The following is a 26,362-nucleotide window of genomic DNA, read 5'->3' on the forward strand; positions in this document are numbered from 1 at the left end:
AGTCATGCGTCCCGCGTTTTCCGTTTTATTGCTCACCACCCTGGTCGGCTGCGCGCAGGGGCTGGGGGTTGTGGTGGCGCTGCCAGCGCTGTTCGGCGCGGCGCAGAGCGCCTGTTGGCTGGCGTTTTGCAGCTTGAGTCTGTGGATCATCTTGGGGCTGGGCGTCATCGGGCTGGCCGCCTCGTTCGGCCATTTGGGGCGGCCGGAGCGCGCCTGGCGCGCCGCCGCCATGTGGCGCACCTCCTGGCTATCGCGCGAGGTCATCGCCCTGCCGGCCTTCCTGGGATTGACCGCCTTGAGCCTGCTGGGCATTCAAACCCTGCACGACTGGCCTGGTCTGCTGGCCGCGGTCTTGATCGTCGGCGCGCTGGCGCTCTGGGTCTGCACCGCCATGATCTACGCGGGGGTGCGGTTTCTGCGCGAATGGGCCACCCCGCTCACCGTGCTGAACTTCGTGCTGATGGGTCTGGCCAGCGGCTGTCTGCTGGCTTCCGTGCTGGCGCTGTGGCGGCTCGCGCCGCAGGCGGCGCTCTATGCCCGCGCCGCCGCCGCATTGCTGGGCGTTGCCTTGGTGGGGCGTCTGGCGGCGCTGCTGCGTGTGCGGGGTCTGACACCTGCGGGGTCGATGCAGTCGGCCATCGGGGTGGGCAGTGCGGTGATCCGCCAGACCTCCAAGGGCTTCACCGCCGGGGCATTCAACACCCGCGAGTTCTTTCATGGACGAAGCGCGCTGTGGGTGGCGGGTACGCGCTGGGGCTTCGTGGTGTTTGGCTTCGTGCTGCCGGTTTTGCTGCTGCTTCTCACGCCGCAGCCGCTGCGCTGGGTCGGTTGGCCGCTGGCGCTGGCGAGCAACCTGCTGGGCATGCTGGCCGAGCGCTGGGATTTTTTCGCCCAGGTCCGCCATCCGCAAAACCGCTATTACCAGGCCGCGCTGTGACCGATTGAAACCAGCGGGAACGCCCGCCCGCGGCGCGGCTCCATCCTTCTTTTGAAAGAGGATGAACATGCGTGGAATCGGCTTTTTGTGCGGCGGGCTGTTGGTGTTGGCGTGCTTCGGGCAGGCGCAGGCTGCGATTGGGGTGAAGACCCCGCCCATCTGCCTGTCGCAACCGCGTAGCGCTGATTGCGCCGCGCAGACCCGGCGCGCGCTCAATGAGCGCATGACCCATCTCTATCGCCTGGAATTGCAGAAGGTGATGGGCACCTACACCGAGCGGCGACTCGATCATGCACAGAATCTGTGGCGGCGCTGGGCGAATGCGGAATGTGAGTTCCGCAACGGCCCGCCCGATTGGCAAAATGCCGCCTGGAGCACGCGGCAGGATGACTGTCTGTCGGGCATGATCCGCACCCGAATCGCCCAGCTCGACGGCTTTTTGCACTGTTCCGGCGCCACCTGCCCACCCAAATGACCCGCGTCAGATAAGGTTCAGCATGTGCTTGCATCATCTACCGAAAACCCAAGGAGACCGCCATGCCCAACCCCACGAACCCGACCGACGTCCTGCTGCATGAACGCGATGCGCGCGGCGTGGTCACCCTCACGCTCAACCGCCCGCAGGCGTTCAACGCCTTGTCGGAGGCTTTGCTCGATGCACTGCAGGCGCAGATCGACGCCTTGACGGAAGACGACGCCGCCCGCGTGGTCATCCTGCGCGGTGCAGGCCGAGCTTTTTGCGCCGGGCACGATCTCAAGGAAATGCGCGCCCAGCCTTCGCAGGCCTATTACCAGTCGCTCTTCGCCCGTTGCGGCAAGGTCATGACCGGATTGATGCGGCTGCCCCAGCCCGTCATCGCGCAGGTGCATGGCATCGCCACGGCGGCCGGCTGTCAGTTGGTGGCGAGTTGCGATCTGGCGGTGGCCAGCGCCGACGCGCGCTTTGCCGTCTCGGGCGTGAATTACGGGCTGTTCTGTTCCACGCCCGGCGTGGCGCTGGCGCGCAATCTGCCGCGCAAGCAGGCGATGGAAATGCTGCTCACCGGCGAGTTCATCGACGCCGCCACCGCGCAACAGCGCGCCCTCATCAATCGCGTCGCCCCGGCCGATGCGCTGGAAGCGGAAGTGGAGCGCCTCGTCGCCAGCATTCTGAACAAACCCGCCGCCGCGGTGCGCATGGGCAAGGCGCTGTTCTATCGCCAAGTCGAGACCGGCATCGATGCGGCCTATCAACTCGCGGCGCAAACCATGACCTGCAATATGCTCGACGACTGCGCGCTAGAAGGCGTGCAGGCCTTTATCGAAAAACGCGAACCGAGTTGGCGCGTGGCCTCAGGCGCCTGATGACGCGCTGGATGTCTCGCCCGGCGCGGGCAGCCGCGCCAACTCGATGACGATGAGGGACAGGTTGTCGCCGCGGCCGCCGGCGCGGGTGCGGGCCTTGTCGATCAGGTACTGACAGCACTCGCGCGGCTGCAGTTTGGAGGTGGCGATTTCCAGATCCTGATCGGTGAAGTAGTGCCACACGCCGTCGCTGCACAGCATGAGCACATCACCCGGCATCAGCGGGCTTTCTTCCACCGGCTTGGACGGCAGCTCCGACATGCCCAGACTGCAGGTCAGCACATTGCTCATCGGGTGGTTGCGGGCCTTGGCTTCGGTGATCTCGCCCTTGTCGACCAGGGTTTGCACATACGAGTCATCGGTGGTGCGCAGCAGCAGCCGACCGTTGCGGAAGATATAGAGCCGGCTGTCGCCCACATGCGACCAGTAGCAGCGGCCTTCGTCGGCGTGAAACAGGGCGCAGACGATGGTGGAATGCGGCTCCTGCTCGGTGGACAGGGCGGTGAGCCGGATCATGCTGTGGCTTTCCTGCACGATCTGCCGCAGCAGCGCATGCGGGTCGTCGCTGTCCGGGTGGTAGCGCTCGAACAGTTGCTGTGCGGTGAGCATGACCTGATCGGCCGCCTTGCGTCCGCCGCTTTTTCCGCCCATGCCGTCGGCAATCACCGCCAGCACGCAGCCCTGCACGCGGGGGTGGGCAATGACCCGCAGTTGATCTTGCTGATACGGCCGGTCGCCTTTGTGCAGGCCACTCGCCGCGCTCAGCCGCCAGCGGGTACCCGCGCGGTGCTGCACCGGCGTGGGCAGGGGCGGCAACCGGGACGGCGGGTAGTGATCGGTGGGATCCATAGAATCGGCGGCGATTCGGGGCAGAAGGCGGCGATGAGTGAGCGGATGAACAAACTGATGGAAAACACTAATTCTAGGGGGCGCGTATGTCCGCCTTCGCCATGCTGCGCGGCACTGGAATGTGCCCGCCATCGGCATGCGCGCTGATTCCCCGTCTACGACGCCTCAGGCGCCAGAAAGCTCCACCGCTTTGGCCGAGCATTGCGACGCGCTGTTTTCTCCCGGCAGTCCGCTGCAGGAGGAATTGCCGCAATGGTCGGTGCGCGAGGGGCAGCGAGAGCTGGCGATGGCGGTGGCCGGGGCCATCGCCGACCGGGCCATCCTCATGGCGGAAGCCGGTACGGGCACGGGCAAAACGCTGGCTTATCTCGTGCCTGCGCTGTTGCATGGCGGGCGGGTGATCATTTCCACCGCGACCCGCAATCTGCAGGATCAGCTCTACAACAAGGATCTGCCCGCCGCGCGCCGTGCGCTGGGCGCAGCGGTGAGTACCTGCGTGCTCAAAGGCCGCTCGAATTACGTCTGCCTCTACCGCCTGCAGCGCGCGGCGGAATGGGTGCACGGCCGCCATGCCCATGCGCAATTGCGCCGCATCACGCAGTTCGCCAAAAGCGATGCGCGTGGCGATCTGTCGGCGCTGTCGGGGCTGGAAGAAAACTCTGCGCTTAACTTTCTCGTCACCTCCACCACCGACAACTGCCTCGGGGCCGACTGCCCTGACTACAAAGCCTGTTTTGTGATGAAAGCGCGCCGCGAGGCCTTGGCCTCCGACGTGGTGATCATCAATCACCATCTGTTTTTCGCCGATCTGGCGTTGCGCGGTGAAGGCGTGGCCGAATTGCTGCCGACCGCAGACACGCTGATTCTCGACGAAGCGCATCAGCTTGCCGAAATCGGGGTGCAATTCCTCGGGGCGCGCTGCGGCACGGCGCAGGTGGTCGATCTCAGCCGCGACGTGCTGGCCGGCGGCCTGCAACACGCCAAAGGCCTGGCCGACTGGCAGACCTTGAGCGGCGCGCTGGAGCGCGCAGCGCGCGATTTGCGCCTGGCCGCACCGCAAAACCCCGGGCGTCTGAGTCAGCCCCAGGTGCTCGATCTGCCCGGGTGGGACGTGGCCTTGCACGACCTCCAGGCGCAACTGGCGCATACCGCGGAGGTGTTGTCGGCCCATGTCGAGGCGGCGGCTGAGTTCGAGCGGCTGATGGATCGCTGCACCGCCTTGCACCAGGCCTTTTCAAGTTGGCAGACCGCACCTGACCCCGAACAGACCGACGCGCCGCCACAGGTGCGCTGGGCCGACGTGGGCAGCGCGCATCTGCGGTTGCAAGCCGCGCCCTTGTCCATCGCACCGGCGTTTGCCGCCCTGGTGGCACAACGCAGTCAGGCCTGGATTTTCACCTCGGCGACCTTGAGCGTTGGCGGCAGCTTTCGCCACGCCCGCGCCGCGCTGGGGCTGACACCGGAGCAGGGCGGCTGTGCGCCGGTGGAAGACGGGACGGCACCGCGTTGCCGCGAATTGCGCGTGGCCAGCCCGTTCGACTATGCCGAGCAAGGGCGCTTGCTGGTGCCGCAAGACTTGCCGCTGCCCAACCAGCCGGGCCATTCGGAATCGGTGGGGGCGCTCGCCGCCCAACTCGCCACGGGCAATACCGGCGGCACGTTCGTGCTCACCACCACGCTACGAGCAGCGAAGATCATCGCGCAAACCCTGCGCGCGCTGCTGCCGGGTAGGGCGGTGCTGGAACAGTTCGACGAATCGAAAGCCGCCTTGTTGGCCCGCTTCGCCAGCACGCCGCAGGCGGTGCTGGTGGGCAGTCAGAGTTTTTGGGAGGGCGTCGATCTGCCCGGTGACCGGCTGACCCTGGTGATCATCGACAAACTACCGTTCGCCCCGCCCGACGACCCGCTCACCGCCGCACGGCTCAAGCAGATCGAGGCCGAAGGGCGCAGCGGCTTTGCCGACTACAGCATGCCCCAGGCCGCGCTCTCGCTGCAGCAAGGGGCGGGCCGCTTGATCCGCAGCGAAAGCGATAGGGGAGTGCTGGTGGTGTGCGACCGGCGCCTGACGGCGACCGGCTGGGGGCGACAACTTCTGGCGAGCCTGCCGCCCTTCACGCGCGTGAGCCAAACCGCAGAGGCTCAGGCGTTTTTGCAGGCGATGGCGTAAAGCGAGAATAAAGCGGATTTACCAGAGCTTCCAGAACGGATCGTCGCGCTTGGGCAGACCTTCGGTGAGATAGGTGCAGTTCGGATAGTTCAGCTTGAGCACGCGCTCGGCGTCGTCGCGCAGTTGGGTCAGGCCCAGTTTGCCGTAGGCATCGACCAGTATCGCCAAGGCGAGCTCAGTGGCCGGCGCGTCCTGGTAGTGTTCGATGGCGCGTTGCGCGCGGTCGGCTGCGGCGACATAGGCCCCACGACGGTAATAGAACAGCGCGACATGCGTTTCGTACTCGGCCAGCGAATTCACGATGTAGCGCATGCGCTGGCGGGCGTCGGGCGCGTACTTGCTCTCAGGAAAACGGGTGACGAGTTCCTTGAAGCTCTCGAACGATTGCTTGGCCGCCGCTTGGTCGCGCTCGTACAACTTCTGGTCGGACAGGAAGGAGAACCAGCCCTGATCGGTGTTGAAGTTGATCAGGCCCTTGAGGTAGAGCACATAGTCGGTGTAGGGGTTGTTGGGGTAAAGCTTGAGAAAGCGGTCGGCGGCGGCCAGGGCCTGCGCCCGCTCGCCCTGCTTGTAGTTGCCGTAGGCGATCTCGATCAGCGCCTGCTGCGCCAACAGCCCGTAGGGATAGCGCGACTCGAGCTTCTCGTACAGCTTCACACCCTTGTCGGTGTTGCCGCTGTTCATCTCGTCCTTGGCCTCTGCATACAATTTGGCCGACGACCAGCCCAGGGTTTCGTCTTTCGACGGTGTGGAGGCACAGCCTGCAAGGCCCAGCAGCACGACTGCCGCCGCAGCGCCCAACAACCGCAACGTCCAGAGACGGTACAACGCAACACGCATATCAATCGCCCAGGGTGGTGTAAAGCTTGCAGATTATAGGGAGCCTCGCTTCCCCCTCATGACCGATCTCTCTCCACATGCTTCGCCCTCTGCGGTCGACGGCGATTTCGCCGATCTCGACGAAGACAGCGCCGCTGACGATTCGACGGTGCTCGAAGCCGTCGTCCCCGAGGCCGACGCCGGGCAGCGGCTCGACAAAGTGCTTGCCGCGCAGTTTTCGCAATATTCCCGCAGCCGCCTGCAGCAGTGGTGCGAAGCGGGGCTGGTGCGCATGGGCGCTCAGGTGGCTGGCGTGCGCGACAAGGCCCGCGCGGGCGAAACCTTGCGCATCGCCGTGCCCGCATTACCTGAAGACACCGCCTTCGCGCCCGAAGACTTGCCACTCAACGTGGTGTTCGAAGATGCCGATCTGGCCGTGCTCAACAAACCGGCGGGGCTGGTGGTGCATCCGGCCGCGGGCAACTGGAGCGGCACCCTGCTCAACGGCTTGCTCGCCCGCTACCCCGAGACCGCAGGGCTGCCGCGAGCGGGCATCGTTCACCGACTCGACAAAGACACCAGCGGGCTGATGGTGACGGCGCGTACGCTGGAGGCGCAGACCGAGTTGGTGCGCCGGTTACAGGCGCGCACCATCCACCGCCAATATCTCGCTCTGGCCTGGGGCTCGGTGAGCCGCGCGTTCAGTGTGGAGGCGCCCATTGGCCGTCACCCGCGCGATCGTCTGCGCATGGCGGTGGTGCATGGCGGCAAACCCGCCCGTACCGATTTCACCCCGCTGGCCGAACTCGACACCCGCTGGGGGCCGCTGACGGCGCTGCGCTGCAAGCTGCACAGCGGGCGCACGCATCAGATTCGGGTGCATCTGCAGTTTGCCAAGCTGGAGATGGTGGCCGATTCAGTTTATGGCGGGCGCTTGCGGCCCGATCTGCCGTTGCAGCGGCAGGCGCTGCATGCCGCGCGGCTGGCGTTTGCCCATCCCCTGAACGACAAGCCGATGGATTTCATCGCTCCCATTCCGGACGATATGGCGAGTTTCTGGGACGCCTGCGGCGGTGAGATGGATGAGATCGATCCGCAGGGCTGGTGAGCGCTGCCCTATCTTTGCACGCGTCAGGGGGATATAGCCCGGACGAACTGCTCGAAGTGCAGCCCGGGCTCTTGCTGCCAAGCCTGCAGATAGGCCGCGTTGAGCCGTCGTTTGCGGCGCAGACACGCAGCCAATGTCGCGGTTTCGCCCGAGGCCGGCGACAAGCGCGACAACATTTGCGCGTAGGCCCGCTCGGCCCGGTGGCTGGCAGAGGGCATGTGATGCGTGGCCGAATCCGGACGGATGCGGTAGTGCATCAAGGGTTGCGGATGCACGAACAGACCACCGGCGTTGACCACGGCAACGTGGTTGAACAACAGGTCTTCGGCGAAATCGAGATCTTCATCCCAGGTGTGGGTGATGCAATCGCGGCGGTACACCGGGCAGAACCCACCGTCGATCAGCAGGCTGTCCTGCGGCGAGAGGTGTCCGTGTTTTGGCAATACCGGGGTCAGCTTCGGCGTGCCTGGCGCGTCGAGGGCGGTGATCGCCATGCGGCACACCGCGGCGCCGTGGGCTGCGGCCAAAGGGAGCAAGGCGGCGGCGCGGCCGGGCAGCCAGAGATCGTCCGCATCCAGAAACGAGATAAAGTCGCCGCTGGCGCGATTCAGTCCGATATTGCGCGCTGCCGACGGCCCGGCCGCGATGCGTCCTGTCGTGGCGGAAAGGCACTCCAGAGTTTGTCGGCGGGCAGCGGTGAAGTGGTGGGCATAGTCGGTGCCGTCATCCGCAACCACGATGACTTCGAGGGCGAGACCGTCTGGCTGCTGCTGCGCCGCCAGCGAATCCAGCGCATCGCCGATGAAGGCGTGCGACCGATGGGCGGGAATGATGACGGAAAGGCGCATCGCAGGGTAGAAGGATCGGGACTGAAACGGGTTGTACGCTTTCACTATAAATTGCGCACCCAGCCCACAGGCTGCGGACTCTGCCGACCGCAGCAGATTGATACATCCCTTACCCTTTTTCCGGGCCCGGCTTGCCGCTGGCCTCACACGTCATGCTCCACACGCCTGTTCTGACGGACTTCAGCCCCGACAACCTCGCTGCACCCGCGGCGCAAGCGCCCTGGCTGCAAGTTGCCTGGCCGGGAAACCCGCGGGTGCGCGCGGTGTTCTCCAGCTGCGCCGGGGGCGTGAGTGCCGCGGCCTATGGCTGCGCACAAAGCGCTCTGGGCGGTGGAATGAATCTGGGCAACCATGTCGGCGACGATCCGGCCGCCGTCTCAAAGAACCGCAGGCTGCTCAGCGACGCGCTGGGCGGCGCACAGCCGCGTTATTTGCAGCAGGTGCACGGCATCGCGGTGGCCGATCTCGATCAGTTCCACGACGATGCCCCGGAACCCGTGGCGGACGCGGCCTGCACTTCGCAGCGCGGCGTTGCGGCCACGGTGCTGGTCGCCGATTGTCTGCCGGTGTTGTTTGCCGCACCTGGGGGCAGGGCGGTGGCCGCCGCGCATGCCGGGTGGCGCGGCCTGGCGGGCGGCGTGCTCGAAGCCAGCCTTCAGGCCGTCTGCGACCGCGCCGGTTGCCCTGCGGCCGAAGTGCAGGCCGTGCTGGGCCCGGCGATCGGGCCCGGGGCGTTCGAGGTGGGTGATGAGGTGAGAGCGGCTTTTGTCAGCCTTCATCCGCAGACAGCCGCCGCGTTTTTGCCGGGTCAGCCGGGAAAATGGTGGGCCGACCTCTGGCAGCTTGCGCGCATCCGCCTGCAGGCGGCGGGCCTGTCGGCCGAGCATATTGCGGGCGGCGGTCTTTGCACCTTCGGCCTTGCCCAGCGGTTTTACTCCTACCGCCGCCAACCGGTTACCGGGCGGCAGGCCGGCTGCATCTGGGTGGAGTAGGGTGGTTTCCGCATCGTGGAAGCGCCGTTGACACGGCCTGCGGCCTGTTCAAGAATGCCGTGGCCTGCCGCCTTTGCGGATGGGCTCGCTCCCTTCCCCGTCGCCCCCAACCCCATGGCCCAAAACACTTCGACCGGCTCCGCCGCGCCGCCTTTTTTTTCGGGACAGACCGATCCTTGGGCCGCATGGGCCGACATGCAGCCGGTGTGGACTTCGCTGCTTTCAGGCGCGGCAAAGGGGCAACCCGTCCTGTTCGAGCCCTCGCGGCTGCAGGCGCTGCAACAACGCTACGTTGACGAGTTTCGCCAGTTGTGGAGCGGTCTGTTGGAGGCGGACGCGGCCAACACATCCGCCCCGCCGGAAAATGATCGGCGTTTCTCCCACAGCTCCTGGGCAGAGAGCCGCATTTCCCGCTACACCGCTGCGCTCTATCTGCTGGGCGCGCGGGCCCTGTTCGATTTGGCCGAAAACGTGCAGACCGACGAGACGACGCGGCAGAAGCTGCGCTTCGCGGTGCAGCAGTGGGTCGATGCGGCGGCGCCGTCCAACTTTCTGGCGCTCAATCCCGAGGCCCTTGAGAAAGCGGTGCAGACGCAGGGGGAAAGCCTGCGCGCCGGCGTAGAAAATTGGCTCAAGGATCTGAAACAGGGTCGAATGACGCAGACCGATGAATCGGTTTTCGAGGTGGGCCGCAACGTGGCGACCACCGCAGGTCAGGTGGTGTTTGAAAACGATTTGTTCCAGCTCATCGAGTACACCCCGCTGACTGAGCGCGTGCATGCGCGGCCGCTGCTGTTCGTGCCGCCTTCGATCAACAAGTACTACATCCTCGATCTGCAGCCCGACAACTCGCTGGTGCGGTTTGCGGTCGAGCAGGGGCACCGGACTTTCGTCGTGTCGTGGCGCAACCCGGACGCCAGCATGGGCCACCTGACCTGGGACGACTATGTGCAGGACGGCGTGATTCGCGCCATGGAGGTGGTGCGCGACATCGCGGCGCAGGGCAGCGGTGGCACCATCAACACCCTGGGGTTCTGCGTAGGCGGCACCCTGCTGGCCAACGCGCTGGCGGTGCTGCAGGCGCGAGGCGAGCAGTTCGCCCATAGCGCGACCCTGCTGACCACGATGGTCGATTTCACCGATACAGGCATTCTGAGCGTTTACGTCGATGAAGCCTCGGTGGCCCTGCGCGAAGCCACGCTGGGCAAGGGCGGGCTGATGACCGGGCGTGAACTGGCCTCGGCTTTTTCTAGCTTGCGACCGAACGATCTGGTGTGGAATTACGTCGTCGGCAATTACCTCAAGGGCGAAACCCCGCCGCCGTTCGATCTGCTGTACTGGAATTCCGATTCGACCAATCTGCCGGGGCCGCTGTTTGCCTGGTATCTGCGCAACACCTATCTCGAAAACAAGATGCGCCAGCCCGGAGCGCTCACCGTGGCTGGGGTGCCGCTGAACCTGCAGGCGGTGAAGCTACCGACCTATGTATACGCCTCGCGCGAAGATCACATCGTGCCGTGGAAAACCGCGTATGAAACCACGCGCATCCTCGGCGGGCCGATGCGCTTCGTGCTGGGCGCTTCGGGGCATATCGCCGGGGTCATCAACCCGGCCAAGCGCAACAAGCGCAGCCACTGGACTTCTCCTGCCAGCCAGCGCAAACTGCCTGCGCAAGCGCAAGCCTGGTTCGACGCCGCAACAGAACATCCGGGAAGCTGGTGGACCGATTGGGCGCGGTGGCTGGCGAAACAGGCCGGGCCGGAAGTCGCCGCGCCGAAAAAACCTGGCAACGCTCGCTACAAGCCGATCGAGCCCGCGCCCGGGCGCTACGTCAAGGTGCGGGCCTGATGCTCTGCAAGCGGTCTTTTATTTTTGTATTCGTCATTTCACTCAAAAGGAAATTCGATCATGACTGATATCGTCATCGTGTCCGCCGTGCGCACGGCGGTGGGGAAATTCGGCGGTGCGCTGGCGAAAGTGTCGGCGGTCGATCTGGGCGCTCTGGTCATCAAGGAAGCAGTCGCGCGCGCCAAGCTGGAGCCAGGGCAAGTGTCCGAGGTCATCTTCGGGCAAGTACTGCAAGCGGGCTGTGGACAGAACCCGGCGCGTCAGTCCAGCATCAAGGCAGGGTTGCCGGACATGGTGCCCGCGATGACCATCAACAAAGTCTGCGGCTCCGGCCTGAAGGCGGTAATGCTGGCCGCCCAGGCGATTCGCGATGGCGATGCCGACATTGTGGTGGCGGGCGGGCAAGAGAGCATGAGCGCCTCGCCGCATGTGCTGCCGGGCTCGCGCGACGGCCAGCGCATGGGCGACTGGAAGATGATCGACACCATGATCGTCGATGGCCTGTGGGATGCTTTCAATCAGTACCACATGGGCACCACGGCCGAGAACGTGGCAAAGAAATACGGCATCACCCGCGAAATGCAGGATGCTTTCGCCGCCGCCAGCCAGAACAAGGCCGAGGCGGCGCAGAAAGCCGGGCGCTTCACCGATGAAATCGTGCCGGTGATGCTGCCGCAGAGAAAGGGCGACCCCATCGCGTTTGCCACCGACGAGTTCGTGCGGCATGGCGTGACGGCGGAGAGTCTCGGCGGGCTGCGTCCGGCGTTCGACAAGGGCGGCACGGTTACCGCGGGCAATGCCTCGGGCCTCAACGACGGTGCTGCGGCGGTGGTGGTGATGTCGGCCCGGCGCGCCGCTGAGCTCGGCCTCAAGCCGCTGGCGACCATCCGGGCCTATGCCAACGCCGGTCTCGATCCGGCCTATATGGGCATGGGGCCGGTGCCGTCTTCCACCCGCTGTCTGTCGCGCGCAGGGTGGATGCCGCAGGAACTCGATCTCATGGAGATCAACGAGGCGTTTGCCGCGCAGGCCATCGCGGTGAATCAACAGATGGGCTGGGATACCGCCAAGGTCAACGTCAACGGCGGGGCCATTGCCATCGGCCACCCCATCGGCGCCAGTGGTTGCCGCATTCTGGTGACTTTGCTGCACGAGATGAACAAGCGCGATGCGAAAAAGGGACTGGCCTCGCTGTGCATCGGCGGCGGCATGGGCGTGGCCATGGCGCTGGAGCGTTGAACCACCGCAGATTGATCAAACTGAAACCAAAACGAGGAGAACAAAATGAGCAAAAAAGTAGCTTATGTCACGGGTGGTATGGGCGGTATCGGTACCGGCATCTGCAAACGGCTGTGCGAGGCAGGGCACAAGGTCATCGCGGGCTGCGGCCCCAATTCCAGCCGCAAGGATAGTTGGCTGGAAACCATGCGTTCGCAAGGCTTCGATGTCTATGCCTCCGAGGGCAATGTGGCCGACTGGGACTCGACTCAGGCGGCCTTTCAGAAAGTATTCGCCGAGCACGGAAAGGTGGACATTCTGGTGAACAACGCCGGCATCACCCGCGATGCGGTGCTGCGCAAAATGACGTATGAAGATTGGGATCTGGTGCTGCGAACCAATCTCTACTCCATGTTCAATGTGACCAAGCAGGTGATCGACGGCATGGTCGAGCGGGGCTGGGGCCGCATCATCAACATCGCGTCGGTGAATGGCGAAAAAGGCCAGTTCGGCCAGACCAATTACGCCGCGGCCAAAGCGGGTATGCATGGTTTCACCATGTCGCTGGCGCTGGAAGTGGCCTCCAAAGGGGTGACGGTCAACACGGTGTCGCCGGGCTACATCCTGACCGATATGGTCAAGGCCATCCGGCAGGACGTGCTCGACAAGATCGTGTCTTCCATTCCGGTCAAGCGTCTGGGTACACCCGAAGAGATCGCCTCCATCGTGGTCTGGCTGGCCAGCGAGGACGCCGGGTTCACCACCGGCGCCGAATTCAGTTGCAACGGCGGGCTGCACATGAGCTGAAGCGCGACGCTGCGGTGCGGGAAAGCCTCGGTGGCGCTCGCCGGGGAGTATGGTTCAATCCGCAAATCTTTTGCCTGTGCACCTTCGCTTATTCCGACCGCTTTTGCCGACTGCATTCCACCGCCATGCCCAAGTCCGATATTCCTCTGCGCATCATCAAAAAGTACCCCAACCGCCGTCTTTACGACAGGGAGGCGAGCGCCTACATCACCCTGAGCGATGTCAAGCAGCTGGTGATGGACGGGGTGCGCTTTGTGGTGCAGGACGCCAAGACTGGCGAAGACCTGACCCGCAGCATCTTGCTGCAGATCATTCTGGAAGAAGAGAGCGGCGGCGTGCCCATGTTCAGCTCGGTCATGCTCGAGCAGATCATCCGTTTCTACGGCCACGCCATGCAGGGCATGATGGGCAGCTATCTGGAAAAGAATGTGCAGGCGTTCATCGACATCCAGAACAAGCTCGCCGAGCAGTCGCGCGGCGTGTATGACAACGCAGCCGTCAACCCCGAGGCGTGGACGCAGTTTCTCAACGTGCAAAGCCCCATGTTGCAAAACATGATGGGCAATTACCTCGAGCAGAGCAAGAACCTCTACATGCAGATGCAAGAACAGATGCAGGAGCAGGCCAAGCAGATGCTGGGTGCCTTTCAGCCGCCTGCGCCCAAGAAGTGAAGCCCCTGGTGAGCTGAGTGGGTGTGAATAAATCCGCCTGGCTTCAGCGACAATGTCGGGATGGAAACATCCCTCACGCCAACATCGCCTGCCGCAGCCGCGGCGCCAAAAATCGGTTTTGTCTCGCTCGGCTGCCCCAAGGCGCTGGTGGATTCCGAGCGCATCCTGACCGAACTGCGCGCACAAGGCTATGACACCTCCAAGAGTTATGCGGGGGCGGATCTGGTCATCGTCAACACTTGCGGCTTCATCGACGCCGCAGTGCAAGAAAGTCTCGATGCCATCGGCGAGGCCTTGGCCGAAAACGGCAAAGTGATCGTGACCGGCTGCCTGGGTGCGCGCAACGATGCAGCCACGGGCAACAACCTGGTGCGCGAAGTGCACCCCAAGGTGCTCGCCGTCACCGGGCCGCACGCGACCGACGAGGTGCTGCAGCATGTGCATGCCGTCTTGCCCAAGCCGCACGATCCCTTTGTCGATCTCGTGCCGCCAGCGGGCATCAAACTCACGCCCAAGCATTACGCCTATCTCAAAATCAGCGAGGGCTGCAACCATCGCTGTACCTTCTGCATCATTCCGGCGATGCGCGGCGATCTGGTGTCGCGCCCGATCGGAGAGGTCTTGAGCGAGGCGCGTGCGCTGTTCGCGTCGGGCGTGAAAGAACTGCTGGTGGTCAGTCAGGACACTTCGGCCTATGGGGTCGATGTGAAGTACCGCACGGGCTTTTGGGACGGTCGGCCGATTCGCACTCGCATGACCGAACTGGTCGATGCGCTGGGCAGTCTGGCTGCCGAGCACGACGCCTGGGTGCGTCTGCACTACGTCTATCCCTATCCGCATGTGGATGAAGTGTTGCCCCTGATGGCGCAGGGGCGCATCCTGCCCTATCTGGACGTGCCTTTGCAGCACGCCCACCCTGACGTGCTCAGACGCATGAAGCGCCCGGCTAGTGGCGAACGCAACCTCGAACGCATCGCCCGCTGGCGCGAGATTTGTCCCGAACTGGTGGTGCGCTCAACCTTCATCGCGGGTTTTCCGGGCGAGACGGAAGCGGAATTCCAGACTCTGCTCGATTTCATCCGCGAGGCCGAACTCGACCGCGTGGGCTGCTTCGCCTATTCGCCGGTGGAAGGGGCAGCCGCCAACGCGCTAGCCGATCCGGTGCCCGAAGCGCTGCGAGAAGAGCGCCGCGCCCGCTTCATGGCCGTGGCCGAAGAGGTGTCCACCCGCAAACTGCACAAGCGGGTGGGGCAGGTGATGCGGGTGTTGGTCGATCAGGCGAGCCGCGAGGGGGGAGTGGGCAGAACCTTCGCCGATGCGCCCGAAATCGACGGTAAAGTGCATTTGCTGCCGCCCGATAAACCCTCGACCAAAATGCGCCTGGCGCAAAGCGGCGGCCAGTTCGTGCGCGCCCGCATCGTGCGCACCGACGGTCACGACCTGGTGGGTGAATTGGTCTGAGCCGCTCCGGGGCCGGGCGGCGCCCGGCCTCTAGATTTACTGCGAGCCGATGGCGGCCTTGAGCGCGGCCACATCACGCGCAAAGCCGATGTGTGTAATCTTGCCCTGGCGAACCTGCATGACCGTCACCGCATCTTTTTCGTGCGGCATGAAGGCGGCCTGTTCTGCCTTGCTGGCCAGCAGGATGGAGTAAGGGCGTTTGCGCATTTTGGGCAGAGCGAAGGTCTGGGTGACAAACCCCGGCATGCCGCTGATATCCGCGAGGAACACGATGCCCTGCTTGTGCATCGCTTCGACGCCCAAGGCCGTCAGGTAGTCGTTGACCACGTCGGAGGGGGCCTTTTCCACCGCGAACAACACGACCCGGGTATCAGCACCCGGAAAGTCTTCCATCTTTCCGTGCTGATTCTCGAATTGCGTCTGGGGCAGGGCGCCTCCCACGCCTAGCGGTGAAGCCAAGGCCAGCGCAGGCGAGGCGCTGGAGCCCAATACGGCAGCGACTAGCGCGGCGGATAGAAAGGTACGGCGTTGCATTCGATCTCCTGTAAACGAATGCAACATCAGAACAGATCGAAGGCCGGAGGTTCCACCCCGATCGAGATCCTCGACCTGCCCGATTGCGGCTGGTCAAAACCTGATGGCCTGATGCCGACCATCCGACCTGAATTTAGAGATGGATGCCGAAGGCCGACATGTTTTTGTAGATCATGTAAGCCGCCACCACGGCCACCAGCGCCGCAAAAATAAGGTTGAGCGTGCCTTTGCTGCTCTTACCTAAGTGGGTGGCCAGTCGTGCGCCGAACACACCGCCCGCAATGCCCCCGGCGATATATAGCCCCGCGACCGTCCAGTCGAGCAGGCCGGAACTCGCATAGTTCACCGCCGTGGTCAGGCCGAATGTGCCTACCGAGAACAGCGAGGAGCCCACCGCCGCCAGCATGGGCATGCCGGTTGCGAACACCAAGCCCGGCACGATGAGAAAACCGCCGCCGATGCCGAAGAAACCCGAGAGCGTGCCGACGATGGCCGCGGATACCACCAATTTCCACATCGAAAACTGGCCGGGATTCCCTTCCATTTCGCCGGGTTTGACCTTCTTCGGGCGAATCATCAAGGCGGCGATGACCAGCATCAGAATGGCGAAAAGGAATAGCAGCTTTTTGCCGTCGACCGCCTTGCCCAAAGTAGAACCGATATACGCCGCAATAGCGCCGACGATGGCAAAGATCACCGCTTCTTTCCAACGCACATTGCCCGCGCGTGCGTGCGGAATCAGATTCAAATAGGCGTTGATCGATACCGCCAGCGCCGTCGTGCCAATCACGACGTGAGGATTGGGATAACCCACCAGATAGAGCAAGAGCGGCACCGCAAGGATGGAGCCGCCTCCGCCGATCAGGCCGAGCGTAAAACCGACTGCCACGCCAGAAACGACGGACAGGATGTGTTGGGTCAGGGTCAGGTCTGCGAGCATGGTGGCGACAGCATATAAGAACAGTCTTATGAGTTCTGTGAGGATTTGTGCTGATTTGTGGCGAGGCGATGATTTACGTCTTTCGGAAGTGACCCGGGTGACGAGGTGTAAAGCCTGCACGAAGTTTGTGACATGTAGGCGACCCGTCAGGCAGATTGTCGAAGCTTCGCGCGGACTGGCAATGCGCCAGCCACCACGGCGAAATCATCGCTGTGTTCCCTGAAAACAACGAGGAGATTGAAATGGCTGAGAAAAAAGCGATCAACCCGGCGCCGCTAGGCCTATCCGGATTTGCCTTGACCACGTGGTTGCTGAGCATGGTGAATGCCGGCTGGTTCCCCGGCGCGGATGTGCCGATGGTGCTGGCCGCCGCCTTTGCATTCGGTGGAACGGCGCAGTTTGTTGCGGGTGTGGCGGAGGGATTCGTTGGCAACGGCTTTGGCTTTGTGGCGTTCTGCGGATACGGCGCGTTCTGGTGGAGCTTCGCCCTGTTCGTCGACTTTTTCGCCAAGGGCGTTGGCGGCCCGTTCGTCGGCTGGTATTTGCTGCTCTGGGGTGTTTTCACCACCTATCTGTGGATCGCCACCTGGAAAAAGGGACGCGCCCTGATGCTGGTTTTCACAGCGCTGGTTCCCACCTTCTATTTGCTGGCTGCGGGCGCATTGACCGGCAACAGTGGCTTGACCGTATTCGGGGGCTATCTGGGACTGATTACGGCGGCACTGGCGTTTTATCTCGCAGGGGCCGAAGTCATCAACGAGGCTTGGGGGCGCGTGGTATTGCCGGTTTGACGGTCTGTCGAGGGAATGTGGCAGGCCCATGCTCGATACAACTGGCGCTGCAGCGCAGCATCAAAACGACTGAATCAGCATGAACTGATTCAGCACGGCGTCAGTTTTGCGCTGCAGCATTCTGGCAAGAGTGCTGCGTCCGGCCCTAGCTCTTCTGGTCGGATGCTGCCATCAGGCGCGGCTGGCTTATCGGGCAGACCGGGCACTCGCACCCAGAGCCTGTTCACATCATGAAAAATCGCTGGATCGTTCTCGGCGCGGCCGTTGCTTTGTCCGCGCCTATTGCCTGGGCCAGTCTGACCCAGACACACTCATCACAACCCGACGCATCGAAGCGGCGGATGGTTCCGGCCGCGACCGCACAGATTGTGTCGCGCTCGTTGCCGGACAATCTGCAGATCCGCGCCGCAACGGGGCCTCAGGGCATCCCGGTGCAGGAATACATCGGGGCCGATGGATCGCTATTCGCCATCACCTGGGCCGGCCCGCAGCGCGTGCAAGCGCAAGACATGGTGCGCCATTTCTTCCCTCAAGCCTCGGCTGAAAACGCCCATGCCGCGCATGGCCTGCAAGCGGTGGTGCGCAGTGCGCGGCAATCGTGGGGCAATGAAGGCGTGGCCTACTTGCCCGCCTTGATGCCGATGGATTTCGATCCAAACGGGCTGGCGCCCTGACGCATTTCCCAAGGCTGCCTCTAGCTGACAGCTGGGCGGCGACTATTGCCTTGCCGATGCCCTGGCCCACAGGGGTTTCATCCGAGTACGCAGCGCATCGTATTCGTGGTTGATGCGAACGATTTCGGCTTTTTGGCCTTGGATGAGTGCGGTTTGCTGCTTGGTCAGCACTTTGTTCTCATCGAGCTTGGTTCGCAGTTCGAGGGGCAGTGGGCCTTGCGGATAAAACTGCGCATCGATCTGCAGACGCTTGAACTGACGCTGCAGAGTAGCGAGTTGTTTTTCGGCGTCCTCGATCATCGACTGCGGCCGATTCAAATCGCTGACGCGGGCGGCCTCCAGCGCGGCTTCGTTTGGGTAGCGCAGCAACAGGGCACGATCCTCACGTTGCTGATCGCGCTGCTGTCTGGCCATATTCTGTGCGGCCTCTTTTGCCTGGGCCTGCTCGGCCTGTTCCTTCATGGTCAGAATGCGCCTGCGCACGGTGCCGTCTGAGCCGATCACTTTGCCGCCATAGGTCAGGCAATCCTGCGTCAAGCGATCACTGGAAACCAGCGTGCCGTTCGCGTCGCGACAGAGGTAGATGTCAGCGTGCGCCCACGGAGCGGTGCACAACAGCAAGCCGAGGAGGAGGGGGCGAAGTTGGCGCACGGTCAATTTCATGAACTGCGGGTGAGAGTGTTGCTGCAACAATGTCGAAGTGGGCCGTCGCGTTGACGAGCCGCCTTATTGTGCCTTGCTTTGCGGCGTTGCAGGCGCTGCCTGTGTTGCAGAGCAGATACCCGAGTGCCTGCCTGTTCATTGCCTGACCCAACCGGATGCCTGGATATGTTGCCTTTCCCCTTGCGCGTGACCACTCTCAATCTCAATGGCGTACGTTCCGCCGCGAACAAGGGGGTCGATGACTGGCTGCGCTCGCAGGCACGCCCGGATGTGCTCTGCGTGCAGGAACTCAAAGCGCTGGAAGCCGATATGACGCCTAGCCTGCGAACCCTGGGTGGATTGCCCGGGGCCGCATTTCAATACGCCGAGAAGCCCGGCTACAGCGGCGTTGGCCTCTATTGGAAGCACGAACCCGATGAAGTGCGCATCGGTTTTGGCCATGCCGAGTTCGACGCGGAAGGGCGCTATGTCGAAGCCATTTACAAGCGCCCGGGCGGCGAGCGTCTATCCATCGTGTCTGCCTACTTCCCCTCGGGCTCCAGCTCCGAGGAGCGCCAGCAGGCGAAATTTCGGTTCCTGGCCGATTTCCACGAACACCTTCTGGCCCTGAAGGCCGCAGGCGAGGTGCTGCTGTGCGGCGATGTCAACATCGCCCACAAAGAGATCGATTTGAAGAATTGGAAAGGCAACCTCAAGAACAGCGGCTTCCTGCCGGAAGAGCGCGCCTGGTTGACCCGACTGATTGACGAGGCGGGCTATGTGGACGTGTTTCGCCAGCTCGACCCCGCGCCAGATCGATACACCTGGTGGAGCAATCGCGGGCAGGCCCGAGCGAAAAACGTGGGATGGCGCATCGACTACCACCTGGCCACTCCCAGCATCGCGGCGCAGGCTAAATCGAATAGCGCCTGGATTTACACGGAGCAGCGGTTTTCCGATCATGCTCCGCTGACCATCGACTACGCCTGAGGTCGGTGTTGACGTCGATTTAAAACAGATCAGGCTCGGGATTGCTTAGAAATCGACACCTTCACCATCAGATACAGCCCTGTTTCGTCGGGCAGTTTGCGGGGCTTGTCGGACGGCTTGGCGTTGCGAACGGCGGGGTCTGTCAGCGGCATGGCGGTATTTCCTCGGTCGATATCGTCAAAAGACGGGATACCGTCCAAAACACCGGCTGTCGACGAACTTCAGCGCACCGCTACAGACGGAAAGAAGCCCTAGATAAATCAACGATCTAGGGCTTCTGGACTTCTACGAACTGTAGAAAACGTGTTAATGGTGGAGCCTGGGGGAACATTTTTGACGTTTCATGCTGTCGCTGAACGCCGCCAGTTGTTTTATAAATCAACGACTTATCGGATTCATATGTGTCACGTTGTTTCAAACTGTCGCCTGCAGTCCTAATTTTCTTGTGGACAGAATTTGTGGACAATGAGTTCGATGGACAACACGGTGGAGTTCGATTTATGGCAAGAGGATTGCTCACGGCGCAGGAAGTGCGCCGGCTGGCGAAGGTGGATGGAGTGCATCGTGTGGGGCCTGCGCTGTACCTGCGAGTACGGGGCAGCTCGGCGCTGTGGACGTGGCGCTATACGGATGCCGGAAAGGCGCACGAGTACAGCATGGGGGCCTTTGGCGACCTGACCCTTGCTGACGCAGTGGCCAAGGTGTCCGACCTGCGCGCCCGTGTCAAACGGGGCGAGGAACTGCCAGCGTTCAATTCCCGTCGCCGGAATGAAACCGCCGTCCCTACTAAGCGGATCGAGCGCTTCCGGGATGTGGCCGAAGCGCTTTGCGAATCCCTGCGCGCCGGCTGGAAAGGCGTGAACGGTGGAAAGCATGGCGATGATTGGATCAACAGCCTGCGCACCTACGCGTTCCCTGTGTTCGGTGACAAGCCCGTGGGCGATGTCTCGACTGACGATGTGCTGGCCGCGCTCAATCCGATCTGGCGCACCAAGACCGAGACTGCAACTCGGGTGCGTCAACGCATCGAGGCCGTGCTGTCTGCTGCCAAGGCGCGCGGCTTGCGTACGGGTGAGAACCCGGCGGCCTGGCGCGGGCACCTGGATACCCTGCTGCCGATGATCAGCAAGCGGCGACGGGTCGAGCATCACCCTGCGATGCCGCGTGCCGATTTGCCCGCGTTCATGGCCGAGCTGCAGCGCCGGTCGAACATGAGCGCATGGGCCTTGCAATTCACGATCCTGACAGCCTGCCGCACCGGCGAGGTCATCGGCGCCCAGTGGCGCGAGATTGACCTTGCGCGGGACTTATGGGTCATTCCAGCTTCAAGGATGAAGGTGCATGTGGAACACCGCGTGCCGCTGTCCAGGCAGGCTCTGGCGCTGCTGGGTACCATGCCCCGCACCGACGGCAACGATGCGGTGTTCTGGGGCGCACGCAAGCCCACGATCAGCAACATGGCGATGCTTCAACTCCTGCGCGGCATGCGACCCGGCCTGACGGTGCACGGGTTCCGGTCGAGCTTCAGGGATTGGGCAGCGGAGAACACCACGTTCCCCGCTGAGGTCGTCGAGATGGCGCTGGCGCACACCGTCCAGAATCAGGTCGAGGCGGCCTACCGGCGTGGTGATCTGCTGGACAAGCGCAGGGAGTTGATGCAGGCGTGGGCGGACTACCTGGAATGCTTCCATCAATCAACAGCGAGTTCACGCAACACTTCGGGATGACGTGCGGCGACCGTCAGCAAGGTCTGCGCCGCCCCTGACGGTTTGCGCCGTCCCTGCTCCCACTCCTGCAGGGTGCGCACCGACACCCCCATGAGGGCGGCGAATCGTGCCTGAGAAAGCCCCGAAGCCGCTCGCGCCTGCGCCACGGGCGAGTACACGACGGCACCTTGTCCCGCGCGCATTTGCTTGACTGACTCCAGCAGCTTGCGGCCCAGTTCTTCGCCGCTCATGCTCTCACGCTTGGTCATGGCTGACTTCCTCTTGAATGGCCTTGAGAATGTGAGCGGGAATGTTGCCGCGCACCGCCTTGGCGTAGATCACCAGCAGGTAAATCACGCCGCTTTCCAGCCGGTTGAAATAGATCACCCGCACGCCTCCCCGCTTGCCCATTCCCTGCCGATTCCAGCGCACCTTGCGGCAGCCGCCCGAGCCTGGAATCACATCACCAGCCAAGGGATTCGCTGCCAGCCATGCGCAGAATTCGCCGCGCTCGTCTTCAGCCCAGATGCCCCTGGCGTCGGCTGTGAACAGCGGGGTTTCGATGATGGTGTACACGGTTGCATTGTACGTCTTTGACGGACTTGCGCTTCTTCTGGCAGCCTTACGGCGATGAAGAACCTTCCGGCGCCGGGACCAGTTTCGCCGCTTTGGGATCGTAGATGTAGCCGGTGATGCTGCCATCCTTGATGCGAGCCACGGCCTCGTCGATCACGAACAGCGGAACGAGAAACCATTCCTCGGGCTGCACGGGGTGGCCGAAGCGGTCGTTGATGGTGATGTCCAGCCGCGCGGGTGCAAACAGCCTGTGGAACAGATTCTCCATCCGGGTGCGGTTGATGCCCGCGAGCTTGTAGGTCGCCACCACCTCGACCTTGGCCAGCAGATAGGTCGCTTCGTTCTCGGCATTGGCGATGCGCGTCTCCACCTTGCCACCGGTGACACCAATCTTGTGGATCACTTCACGATGCTCGGCCACATAGGGGTTAGCGGATAGCGAGCGCAACACATAAATGGTGCCGCTCTCCAGATCACCCTCTTCCAGAGAATCGCTGAACAAGGGGCCCACATCTGGATCAGTAATTCGACGAGATGCTTCGTCTTTGTACAAAGCACGAGCCAGGGACAGCCGCAGCAGGTTGCTTTCCGTGCCATTCGAGAAAATGACACGCAGCCGAGCATCCCTCTTCCCCTGTGGCGAGTCGAACTCTTCACCTTCCTCAGCCACATATGCCGTTTGACCATCCAGGATGAACCAATGGCCCACTTCAATCGTTGCGTACTGCCCGAAAGGCCGAGTCACTCTTAAACCTGAACTCAGTTCACTGCGCACCTGATCAAATAACGGTTTGAACGCCTCGAAGTCCTCGCACGGCTTGCGATCCGCGATCTCCTCGGCGGCGCGCTTGTCGGCACTGGTGCGGACATGGCGCAGGACGGTGATGTCGTCCGCGCTGGCAGCCTCTGCCAACTCGGCGGCCAGGTCGTCGATGTCGATGGCTTCGTCTGCCGATGCGGCAACGGTAGGCGCCCCCGCAAGCAAACCCTGATGATCCAGCGGTTCCAGCAAGGCGCGGCAGTCCGGGAGCGCGCGCAGGCGGTCCAGGCGCACGGCGTACAGGCGCTCGAAGATGTCGCGGTCTTCACCGTGCTGCGGCGCGCGACCGTGCTTATCGGTGAAGCGTTGGATTTCCTCGAAACCCGCGATGACGCGCTCCTCACTGGCCGGGCGTCCACCCTTCTTCTCAGGCGGAGCGAACTCGGCAAGCTCTGCGGCTAGGTCGTCAAGGTCGGAGCTACTCATAGCGCCCTTCCGCTCTGAAGCGCATGAACGCGGCCGCGCCTTCGGCAAGGTGCTTTTCCCAGGCATCCTGTGAGGTCACCGATGGAGCACGCCCACGCTCGCGTTTGAAATCAACCGCACGCTTGGCGATCACTTTGGCCTCGTCAGGTGTGATTGAGGTGCGCTTGGCCGAGATGGCCGCCGCGACCTGCTTCAGGCTGTCCTCGCTCATGGTCTTGGCGAGGATGGCGTAGGCTTCGCCGAAGGGATTGATGCGGTCGATCAGGTCGATGTCCAACTCGCGCACATCCATGGCAAAGCGGCGCACCCCGTCGAGCAGGGCGGTGTTGGGCGACCCATCGCTGCTTTCCTCGCTCTGGCCTTCGGTGACCAGCCGCTTAGCCTGCTGCGTGAGGTTCAGCGCCGCGATGGCGTGCTGGCGTACGGCTTCCTGATCTTCCGTGTCCAGATCGGGATACTTGTCCTTGATGATCTTGCCCATGCGAACCTGCGTCAGCTCCTCGGGCACCAGTTCCTCATCGAACAGGCCGCGCTCGATGCTGGGCTTGTCCTGCACGAAGGCCGCAATGACTTCGTTCAGGTCTTCCTGACAGATACGCGCCGCCTCCTTGCTCTTGGGCTCCGCGAGCCCCTTGATCTCGATTTGGTACGCCCCAGTCTGCTCATTGACACCGACATTGCAGCGGCTGGGGTCGTAGCCAGTCTCACCATAATTGAAACCCGGCGTCGGGCCGCTGTCGGGGTGCTTGGGCTTGAACTCGAAGCGCGGCGCAAGCACCTGCTCCATCAGCAGGCTGGCCGCGATGGCCTTCAAGGTATCGTTGACGGCCTCGGTCACCGCTTCCTCGGCCGCATCCGGCTCGGCGATCAGGTTGGTGAACCGTGCGCGGGTTTTGCCGGGCGCGTCGCGGGTAGCGCGACCGATGATCTGCACGATCTCGGTCAGGCTGGCGCGGTAACCGACGGTGAGCGCGTGTTCGCACCAAATCCAGTCGAAGCCTTCCTTCGCCATGCCCAGCGCGATGATGATGTCCACATAATCCCGGTTGTTCTTCTGCGCCGGGTCTTTGAGCGCGGCCGACACGCGGTCGCGCTTGCTGGCATCGTCATCGACCAGATCGGCGATCCGCAGCACGCGGCCCGCGTCTGCACCACCTGGGGGCCGCTTGACAAGCTGGAAGCCGGTCGCCGGGTCGATGCCTTGCCACTCGCCCAGCGCCTCGATGATGTGCTCCACCTCGCGCATCTTGTCCTTCGTGCTCTCGCGCGAATTGACATTGGGGATGTGGATGATGGTCTTCTCGGCGGGGTCGAGCACCTTGAGGATGTCATCGACATAAGGCCCGCTGTAAAAGAAGTAGCCGATGTCGAGTTGCTTCAGGTACTCGTAGCCGTTGAGCTGTTCGTAGTAGGTGTAGGTGACGGTATCGAACTTGGACTCATCCTGCGGGGCCAGCACGGCTTCGGCGTCGCCCCGGAAGTAGGAGCCGGTCATGGCGACGATGTGCGTCTTGCCCCGCGCGAAGAACTGCCCGAGATGCAAGCCGAGCTTGTTGTCCGGGTTGCTTGAGACATGGTGGAACTCATCGATCGCGATCAGGCGGTCGTCGAATGCCTCCACGCCGTAGGCATCGACCGCGAAGCGAAAAGTCGCGTGGGTGCAGACCAGCACCGTGTCGTCGCTTTCGAGGAACGCGCCCAGCGCCTTGACCTTGCCGCCGTTGTCGTTGCCCGGCGCGTTGCACAGATTCCACTTGGGTTCGACCTGCCAATCCGCCCAGAAGCCATACTTTGACAGCGGCTCGTCGTTGAAGCTGGCGCCGATGGCCTTTTCTGGCACGACGATGATGGCCTGCTTGATGCCCTGATTCGCCAGTTTGTCGAGCGCGATGAACATCAGCGCACGGCTTTTGCCCGAGGCGGGCGGCGACTTGATGAGCAGGTATTGCTCGCCCCGTTTCTCATACGCGCGCTCCTGCATGGGCCGCATCCCCAGCGCATTGGCTTTGGTCGATACGCCGCTGCGGGCGTAGGTGACGGAGACGGAGGGGACGGATTTTCCCAGGTTCATTCAATTTTTCTCATCGGTCTTGGCGAACAGCGTCACGCCGGGTAGCCCATCGAAATGCGCATCGCAGGTGATCAGGGTCGCGCCCTGACGGCGTGCCGTCGCATACACAATGGCATCGGCCGTGGCCAGTTTGTATTCGCGGTGCAGATCGGCCGCGAGCAGCGCGATCACGGTGTCCAGCGGCACGACGACGCACTTCTGCGTATAGGCGATCACCTGGTCGGCCTGCTCCTCGCCGACTTCACGCACCAGCCACTTCGACAGTTCGAGCTGCACGATGGTCGGCACGATGCACTGCGGCCGATCTGGAAACTCCTTTCCCAGTCGCTTGCCCAGCGCGGTGTCGGCGAGCCACTCGATCCATGCCGAGGTATCGACCACGCACGGCGTTGCCGCCATCAGTAGCGATCCTCGCGATCACGAAAGTCGGAGGTCGCAGCGCCCTTGGCAATGCCCACCAACTCCGTCCGCTCGGGCACCGGCACGACCAGCACGCCCTTGCCCTTGGGAATGAACACGAACTCCTGCCCGGCTTCCCAGTGCTGCTCTTCGCGCACGGCCTTGGGGATGGAAATCTGAAACTTGCTCGACAAAGTGGCTGTCGCGGTCATGGTTCGCACTCCTGTGGAATCGATGCGGATTTGGTAAGAATACCTGAGCCCAGCCCGGGCTGCCAGACAAATCACAGCCCAAGTGTTGATTCTGGCTGCTTCGCGTCCGCCTTGCGCTTGCCGCTCTTGGCCGGCGCCGCCGCAGCGGTCATCTTGGTGTAGAGGTCGAACAGCTTTTCCAGCCGCTCGGTGTCGTTCTTGAAGCGACGGCCGATGTAGATGCGCTCCAGCACTTCGTCGTTGCGCTCATGCGCCGCGCGCAGATCGGCGGGCATGGTTTCGGGGTCGTAGAGGTCGGCGATGGTCGCCGGGAAGTGATGCTCCCGCGCCAGCAGGATGTCCTCCGCGCAGCGCGTGAGATCGGCCTTGTTTTTCTCGGTCAGCGTCGGCACCGGGAAGGTGTTCCAGCCGAGGGTGTTGGAAAAACGAAAATCTGTTTTGATCTTTCCGCAAACAGCGCCTATCCAAACAAGTGAAAGGCGTGATGCATGTTCGTGCCGATGGAATTTTGA

Annotated in this window: 29 protein-coding genes; 15 read left to right on the plus strand and 14 right to left on the minus strand. The window is 63.0% G+C overall.

Annotation, left to right across the window (positions count from 1 at the left end):
• The first annotated feature begins 4 nt into the window (after positions 1 to 4).
• The 3 genes from B3H47_RS10995 (at position 5) to B3H47_RS11005 (ending at position 2,281) form a co-directional block, all read left to right on the plus strand.
• Positions 5 to 937: a dimethyl sulfoxide reductase anchor subunit family protein gene (locus B3H47_RS10995; protein WP_286987035.1), complete on the plus strand. Its 933-nt coding sequence runs from the start codon at positions 5 to 7 to the stop codon at positions 935 to 937.
• Positions 938 to 1,004: 67 nt separating this feature from the next.
• Positions 1,005 to 1,412 (plus strand): lysozyme inhibitor LprI family protein, encoded by a 408-nt coding sequence (locus B3H47_RS11000; protein ID WP_286987036.1) that lies wholly within the window; start codon positions 1,005 to 1,007, stop codon positions 1,410 to 1,412.
• Positions 1,413 to 1,474: 62 nt separating this feature from the next.
• On the plus strand, positions 1,475 to 2,281 hold the full coding sequence (locus tag B3H47_RS11005) for an enoyl-CoA hydratase (protein ID WP_286987037.1): 807 nt from the start codon (positions 1,475 to 1,477) through the stop codon (positions 2,279 to 2,281).
• Here B3H47_RS11005 and B3H47_RS11010 read toward each other — a convergent pair.
• Positions 2,270 to 3,130 (minus strand): PP2C family protein-serine/threonine phosphatase, encoded by an 861-nt coding sequence (locus B3H47_RS11010; RefSeq protein ID WP_276729863.1) that lies wholly within the window; start codon positions 3,128 to 3,130, stop codon positions 2,270 to 2,272. The two genes, B3H47_RS11005 and B3H47_RS11010, sit on opposite strands and share 12 nt — an antisense overlap.
• Before the next feature lie 136 nt (positions 3,131 to 3,266).
• Between B3H47_RS11010 and B3H47_RS11015 the strand changes: the two genes are divergently transcribed.
• On the plus strand, positions 3,267 to 5,297 hold the full coding sequence (locus B3H47_RS11015; RefSeq protein WP_286987038.1) for an ATP-dependent DNA helicase: 2,031 nt from the start codon (positions 3,267 to 3,269) through the stop codon (positions 5,295 to 5,297).
• An 18-nt stretch (positions 5,298 to 5,315) separates the two neighbouring features.
• Here the strand turns inward: B3H47_RS11015 and B3H47_RS11020 are convergent, their stop codons facing one another.
• Positions 5,316 to 6,137, minus strand: coding sequence for an outer membrane protein assembly factor BamD (locus tag B3H47_RS11020; RefSeq protein ID WP_286987039.1), 822 nt, complete (start codon positions 6,135 to 6,137; stop codon positions 5,316 to 5,318).
• 58 nt (positions 6,138 to 6,195) lie between these two features.
• On the opposite strand from B3H47_RS11020, the gene B3H47_RS11025 reads away from it, so the two are divergent.
• Positions 6,196 to 7,224 (plus strand): RluA family pseudouridine synthase, encoded by a 1,029-nt coding sequence (locus B3H47_RS11025; protein ID WP_286987040.1) that lies wholly within the window; start codon positions 6,196 to 6,198, stop codon positions 7,222 to 7,224.
• A 23-nt stretch (positions 7,225 to 7,247) separates the two neighbouring features.
• Here B3H47_RS11025 and B3H47_RS11030 read toward each other — a convergent pair whose 3' ends face one another.
• Positions 7,248 to 8,072, minus strand: coding sequence for a glycosyltransferase family 2 protein (locus B3H47_RS11030; protein WP_286987041.1), 825 nt, complete (start codon positions 8,070 to 8,072; stop codon positions 7,248 to 7,250).
• Positions 8,073 to 8,224: 152 nt separating this feature from the next.
• On the opposite strand from B3H47_RS11030, the gene pgeF reads away from it, so the two are divergent.
• The 6 genes from pgeF to rimO all read left to right on the plus strand — a co-directional run bounded on the left by pgeF (position 8,225) and on the right by rimO (position 15,069).
• Positions 8,225 to 9,064 (plus strand): peptidoglycan editing factor PgeF, encoded by an 840-nt coding sequence (gene pgeF, locus B3H47_RS11035; protein ID WP_286987042.1) that lies wholly within the window; start codon positions 8,225 to 8,227, stop codon positions 9,062 to 9,064.
• A 114-nt stretch (positions 9,065 to 9,178) separates the two neighbouring features.
• Entirely contained in the window at positions 9,179 to 10,912 is a 1,734-nt protein-coding gene (gene phaC, locus B3H47_RS11040) for a class I poly(R)-hydroxyalkanoic acid synthase (RefSeq protein ID WP_286987043.1), read from the plus strand.
• A 60-nt stretch (positions 10,913 to 10,972) separates the two neighbouring features.
• On the plus strand, positions 10,973 to 12,151 hold the full coding sequence (locus B3H47_RS11045; RefSeq protein ID WP_286987044.1) for an acetyl-CoA C-acetyltransferase: 1,179 nt from the start codon (positions 10,973 to 10,975) through the stop codon (positions 12,149 to 12,151).
• 45 nt (positions 12,152 to 12,196) lie between these two features.
• On the plus strand, positions 12,197 to 12,937 hold the full coding sequence (phbB, locus tag B3H47_RS11050; protein WP_286987045.1) for an acetoacetyl-CoA reductase: 741 nt from the start codon (positions 12,197 to 12,199) through the stop codon (positions 12,935 to 12,937).
• 125 nt (positions 12,938 to 13,062) lie between these two features.
• Positions 13,063 to 13,608 carry a polyhydroxyalkanoate synthesis repressor PhaR gene (gene phaR, locus B3H47_RS11055; protein WP_286987046.1) on the plus strand — a complete coding sequence of 182 codons (546 nt, stop codon included), beginning with the start codon at positions 13,063 to 13,065 and terminating at the stop codon, positions 13,606 to 13,608.
• A 60-nt stretch (positions 13,609 to 13,668) separates the two neighbouring features.
• A complete protein-coding gene (rimO, locus tag B3H47_RS11060; protein ID WP_286987047.1) occupies positions 13,669 to 15,069 on the plus strand; it encodes a 30S ribosomal protein S12 methylthiotransferase RimO in 1,401 nt (466 codons plus the stop codon).
• 36 nt (positions 15,070 to 15,105) lie between these two features.
• On the opposite strand, the gene B3H47_RS11065 is transcribed toward rimO, so the two are convergent.
• Together B3H47_RS11065 and B3H47_RS11070 are read right to left on the minus strand one after the other, a co-directional pair.
• A complete protein-coding gene (locus tag B3H47_RS11065) occupies positions 15,106 to 15,603 on the minus strand; it encodes a hypothetical protein (protein ID WP_286987048.1) in 498 nt (165 codons plus the stop codon).
• Positions 15,604 to 15,736: 133 nt separating this feature from the next.
• Entirely contained in the window at positions 15,737 to 16,543 is an 807-nt protein-coding gene (locus B3H47_RS11070) for a sulfite exporter TauE/SafE family protein (protein WP_156052717.1), read from the minus strand.
• 242 nt (positions 16,544 to 16,785) lie between these two features.
• Between B3H47_RS11070 and B3H47_RS11075 the strand changes: the two genes are divergently transcribed.
• On the plus strand, positions 16,786 to 17,334 hold the full coding sequence (locus B3H47_RS11075) for an acetate uptake transporter (RefSeq protein ID WP_013105655.1): 549 nt from the start codon (positions 16,786 to 16,788) through the stop codon (positions 17,332 to 17,334).
• A gap of 230 nt (positions 17,335 to 17,564) precedes the next feature.
• On the plus strand, positions 17,565 to 18,008 hold the full coding sequence (locus B3H47_RS11080) for a DUF2844 domain-containing protein (RefSeq protein WP_286987049.1): 444 nt from the start codon (positions 17,565 to 17,567) through the stop codon (positions 18,006 to 18,008).
• 42 nt (positions 18,009 to 18,050) lie between these two features.
• On the opposite strand, the gene B3H47_RS11085 is transcribed toward B3H47_RS11080, so the two are convergent.
• A complete protein-coding gene (locus B3H47_RS11085) occupies positions 18,051 to 18,659 on the minus strand; it encodes a DUF4124 domain-containing protein (protein ID WP_286987057.1) in 609 nt (202 codons plus the stop codon).
• A gap of 177 nt (positions 18,660 to 18,836) precedes the next feature.
• Here B3H47_RS11085 and B3H47_RS11090 point away from each other — a divergent pair, with 177 nt between their 5' ends.
• Positions 18,837 to 19,640 carry an exodeoxyribonuclease III gene (locus B3H47_RS11090; protein ID WP_286987050.1) on the plus strand — a complete coding sequence of 268 codons (804 nt, stop codon included), beginning with the start codon at positions 18,837 to 18,839 and terminating at the stop codon, positions 19,638 to 19,640.
• Positions 19,641 to 19,669: 29 nt separating this feature from the next.
• On the opposite strand, the gene B3H47_RS11095 is transcribed toward B3H47_RS11090, so the two are convergent.
• The gene (locus B3H47_RS11095) at positions 19,670 to 19,792 is read right to left on the minus strand and encodes a hypothetical protein (protein WP_276710303.1); all 123 of its coding nucleotides are present in this window, start codon (positions 19,790 to 19,792) and stop codon (positions 19,670 to 19,672) included.
• 348 nt (positions 19,793 to 20,140) lie between these two features.
• On the opposite strand from B3H47_RS11095, the gene B3H47_RS11100 reads away from it, so the two are divergent.
• Entirely contained in the window at positions 20,141 to 21,367 is a 1,227-nt protein-coding gene (locus B3H47_RS11100; protein WP_286987051.1) for a tyrosine-type recombinase/integrase, read from the plus strand.
• On the opposite strand, the gene B3H47_RS11105 is transcribed toward B3H47_RS11100, so the two are convergent.
• From B3H47_RS11105 to B3H47_RS11135, 7 genes are all read right to left on the minus strand, one after another.
• Positions 21,331 to 21,615 (minus strand): helix-turn-helix domain-containing protein, encoded by a 285-nt coding sequence (locus B3H47_RS11105; protein ID WP_286987052.1) that lies wholly within the window; start codon positions 21,613 to 21,615, stop codon positions 21,331 to 21,333. The two genes, B3H47_RS11100 and B3H47_RS11105, sit on opposite strands and share 37 nt — an antisense overlap.
• Complete coding sequence (locus B3H47_RS11110; RefSeq protein WP_013123190.1) at positions 21,602 to 21,922, minus strand: transcriptional regulator; 321 nt, start codon at positions 21,920 to 21,922, stop codon at positions 21,602 to 21,604. Before B3H47_RS11110 ends, B3H47_RS11105 begins: the two co-directional genes overlap by 14 nt.
• A gap of 46 nt (positions 21,923 to 21,968) precedes the next feature.
• Positions 21,969 to 23,168: a GIY-YIG nuclease family protein gene (locus B3H47_RS11115; protein WP_286987053.1), complete on the minus strand. Its 1,200-nt coding sequence runs from the start codon at positions 23,166 to 23,168 to the stop codon at positions 21,969 to 21,971.
• A complete protein-coding gene (locus tag B3H47_RS11120) occupies positions 23,161 to 25,239 on the minus strand; it encodes a DEAD/DEAH box helicase (protein ID WP_286987054.1) in 2,079 nt (692 codons plus the stop codon). Before B3H47_RS11120 ends, B3H47_RS11115 begins: the two co-directional genes overlap by 8 nt.
• Positions 25,240 to 25,638: a type II toxin-antitoxin system VapC family toxin gene (locus B3H47_RS11125; protein ID WP_276710287.1), complete on the minus strand. Its 399-nt coding sequence runs from the start codon at positions 25,636 to 25,638 to the stop codon at positions 25,240 to 25,242.
• Positions 25,638 to 25,850, minus strand: coding sequence for an AbrB/MazE/SpoVT family DNA-binding domain-containing protein (locus B3H47_RS11130; protein ID WP_276710282.1), 213 nt, complete (start codon positions 25,848 to 25,850; stop codon positions 25,638 to 25,640). Before B3H47_RS11130 ends, B3H47_RS11125 begins: the two co-directional genes overlap by 1 nt.
• A gap of 71 nt (positions 25,851 to 25,921) precedes the next feature.
• The coding region (locus B3H47_RS11135; RefSeq protein ID WP_349681465.1) for a type IIL restriction-modification enzyme MmeI at positions 25,922 to 26,362 on the minus strand (441 nt) is incomplete at its 5' end.

The organism is Thiomonas sp. UBA7699 (genome assembly GCF_002482605.1).
Lineage (GTDB): Bacteria > Pseudomonadota > Gammaproteobacteria > Burkholderiales > Burkholderiaceae_C > Thiomonas > Thiomonas arsenitoxydans.

Coding starts and splice junctions, on each gene's coding strand:
- B3H47_RS11005 (WP_286987037.1), top strand. CDS start 1,475: ATGCCCAACCCCACGAACCCGACCGACGTCCTGCTGCATGAACGCGAT.
- B3H47_RS11075 (WP_013105655.1), top strand. CDS start 16,786: ATGGCTGAGAAAAAAGCGATCAACCCGGCGCCGCTAGGCCTATCCGGA.
- B3H47_RS11025 (WP_286987040.1), top strand. CDS start 6,196: ATGACCGATCTCTCTCCACATGCTTCGCCCTCTGCGGTCGACGGCGAT.
- B3H47_RS10995 (WP_286987035.1), top strand. CDS start 5: ATGCGTCCCGCGTTTTCCGTTTTATTGCTCACCACCCTGGTCGGCTGC.
- phaC (WP_286987043.1), top strand. CDS start 9,179: ATGGCCCAAAACACTTCGACCGGCTCCGCCGCGCCGCCTTTTTTTTCG.
- rimO (WP_286987047.1), top strand. CDS start 13,669: ATGGAAACATCCCTCACGCCAACATCGCCTGCCGCAGCCGCGGCGCCA.
- B3H47_RS11045 (WP_286987044.1), top strand. CDS start 10,973: ATGACTGATATCGTCATCGTGTCCGCCGTGCGCACGGCGGTGGGGAAA.
- B3H47_RS11100 (WP_286987051.1), top strand. CDS start 20,141: ATGGCAAGAGGATTGCTCACGGCGCAGGAAGTGCGCCGGCTGGCGAAG.
- phaR (WP_286987046.1), top strand. CDS start 13,063: ATGCCCAAGTCCGATATTCCTCTGCGCATCATCAAAAAGTACCCCAAC.
- B3H47_RS11095 (WP_276710303.1), bottom strand. CDS start 19,792: ATGCCGCTGACAGACCCCGCCGTTCGCAACGCCAAGCCGTCCGACAAG.
- B3H47_RS11030 (WP_286987041.1), bottom strand. CDS start 8,072: ATGCGCCTTTCCGTCATCATTCCCGCCCATCGGTCGCACGCCTTCATC.
- B3H47_RS11120 (WP_286987054.1), bottom strand. CDS start 25,239: ATGAACCTGGGAAAATCCGTCCCCTCCGTCTCCGTCACCTACGCCCGC.
- B3H47_RS11000 (WP_286987036.1), top strand. CDS start 1,005: ATGCGTGGAATCGGCTTTTTGTGCGGCGGGCTGTTGGTGTTGGCGTGC.
- B3H47_RS11105 (WP_286987052.1), bottom strand. CDS start 21,615: ATGACCAAGCGTGAGAGCATGAGCGGCGAAGAACTGGGCCGCAAGCTG.
- B3H47_RS11080 (WP_286987049.1), top strand. CDS start 17,565: ATGAAAAATCGCTGGATCGTTCTCGGCGCGGCCGTTGCTTTGTCCGCG.
- B3H47_RS11130 (WP_276710282.1), bottom strand. CDS start 25,850: ATGACCGCGACAGCCACTTTGTCGAGCAAGTTTCAGATTTCCATCCCC.
- B3H47_RS11065 (WP_286987048.1), bottom strand. CDS start 15,603: ATGCAACGCCGTACCTTTCTATCCGCCGCGCTAGTCGCTGCCGTATTG.
- B3H47_RS11125 (WP_276710287.1), bottom strand. CDS start 25,638: ATGGCGGCAACGCCGTGCGTGGTCGATACCTCGGCATGGATCGAGTGG.
- B3H47_RS11015 (WP_286987038.1), top strand. CDS start 3,267: ATGCGCGCTGATTCCCCGTCTACGACGCCTCAGGCGCCAGAAAGCTCC.
- phbB (WP_286987045.1), top strand. CDS start 12,197: ATGAGCAAAAAAGTAGCTTATGTCACGGGTGGTATGGGCGGTATCGGT.
- B3H47_RS11090 (WP_286987050.1), top strand. CDS start 18,837: ATGTTGCCTTTCCCCTTGCGCGTGACCACTCTCAATCTCAATGGCGTA.
- B3H47_RS11010 (WP_276729863.1), bottom strand. CDS start 3,130: ATGGATCCCACCGATCACTACCCGCCGTCCCGGTTGCCGCCCCTGCCC.
- B3H47_RS11115 (WP_286987053.1), bottom strand. CDS start 23,168: ATGAGTAGCTCCGACCTTGACGACCTAGCCGCAGAGCTTGCCGAGTTC.
- B3H47_RS11070 (WP_156052717.1), bottom strand. CDS start 16,543: ATGCTCGCAGACCTGACCCTGACCCAACACATCCTGTCCGTCGTTTCT.
- pgeF (WP_286987042.1), top strand. CDS start 8,225: ATGCTCCACACGCCTGTTCTGACGGACTTCAGCCCCGACAACCTCGCT.
- B3H47_RS11020 (WP_286987039.1), bottom strand. CDS start 6,137: ATGCGTGTTGCGTTGTACCGTCTCTGGACGTTGCGGTTGTTGGGCGCT.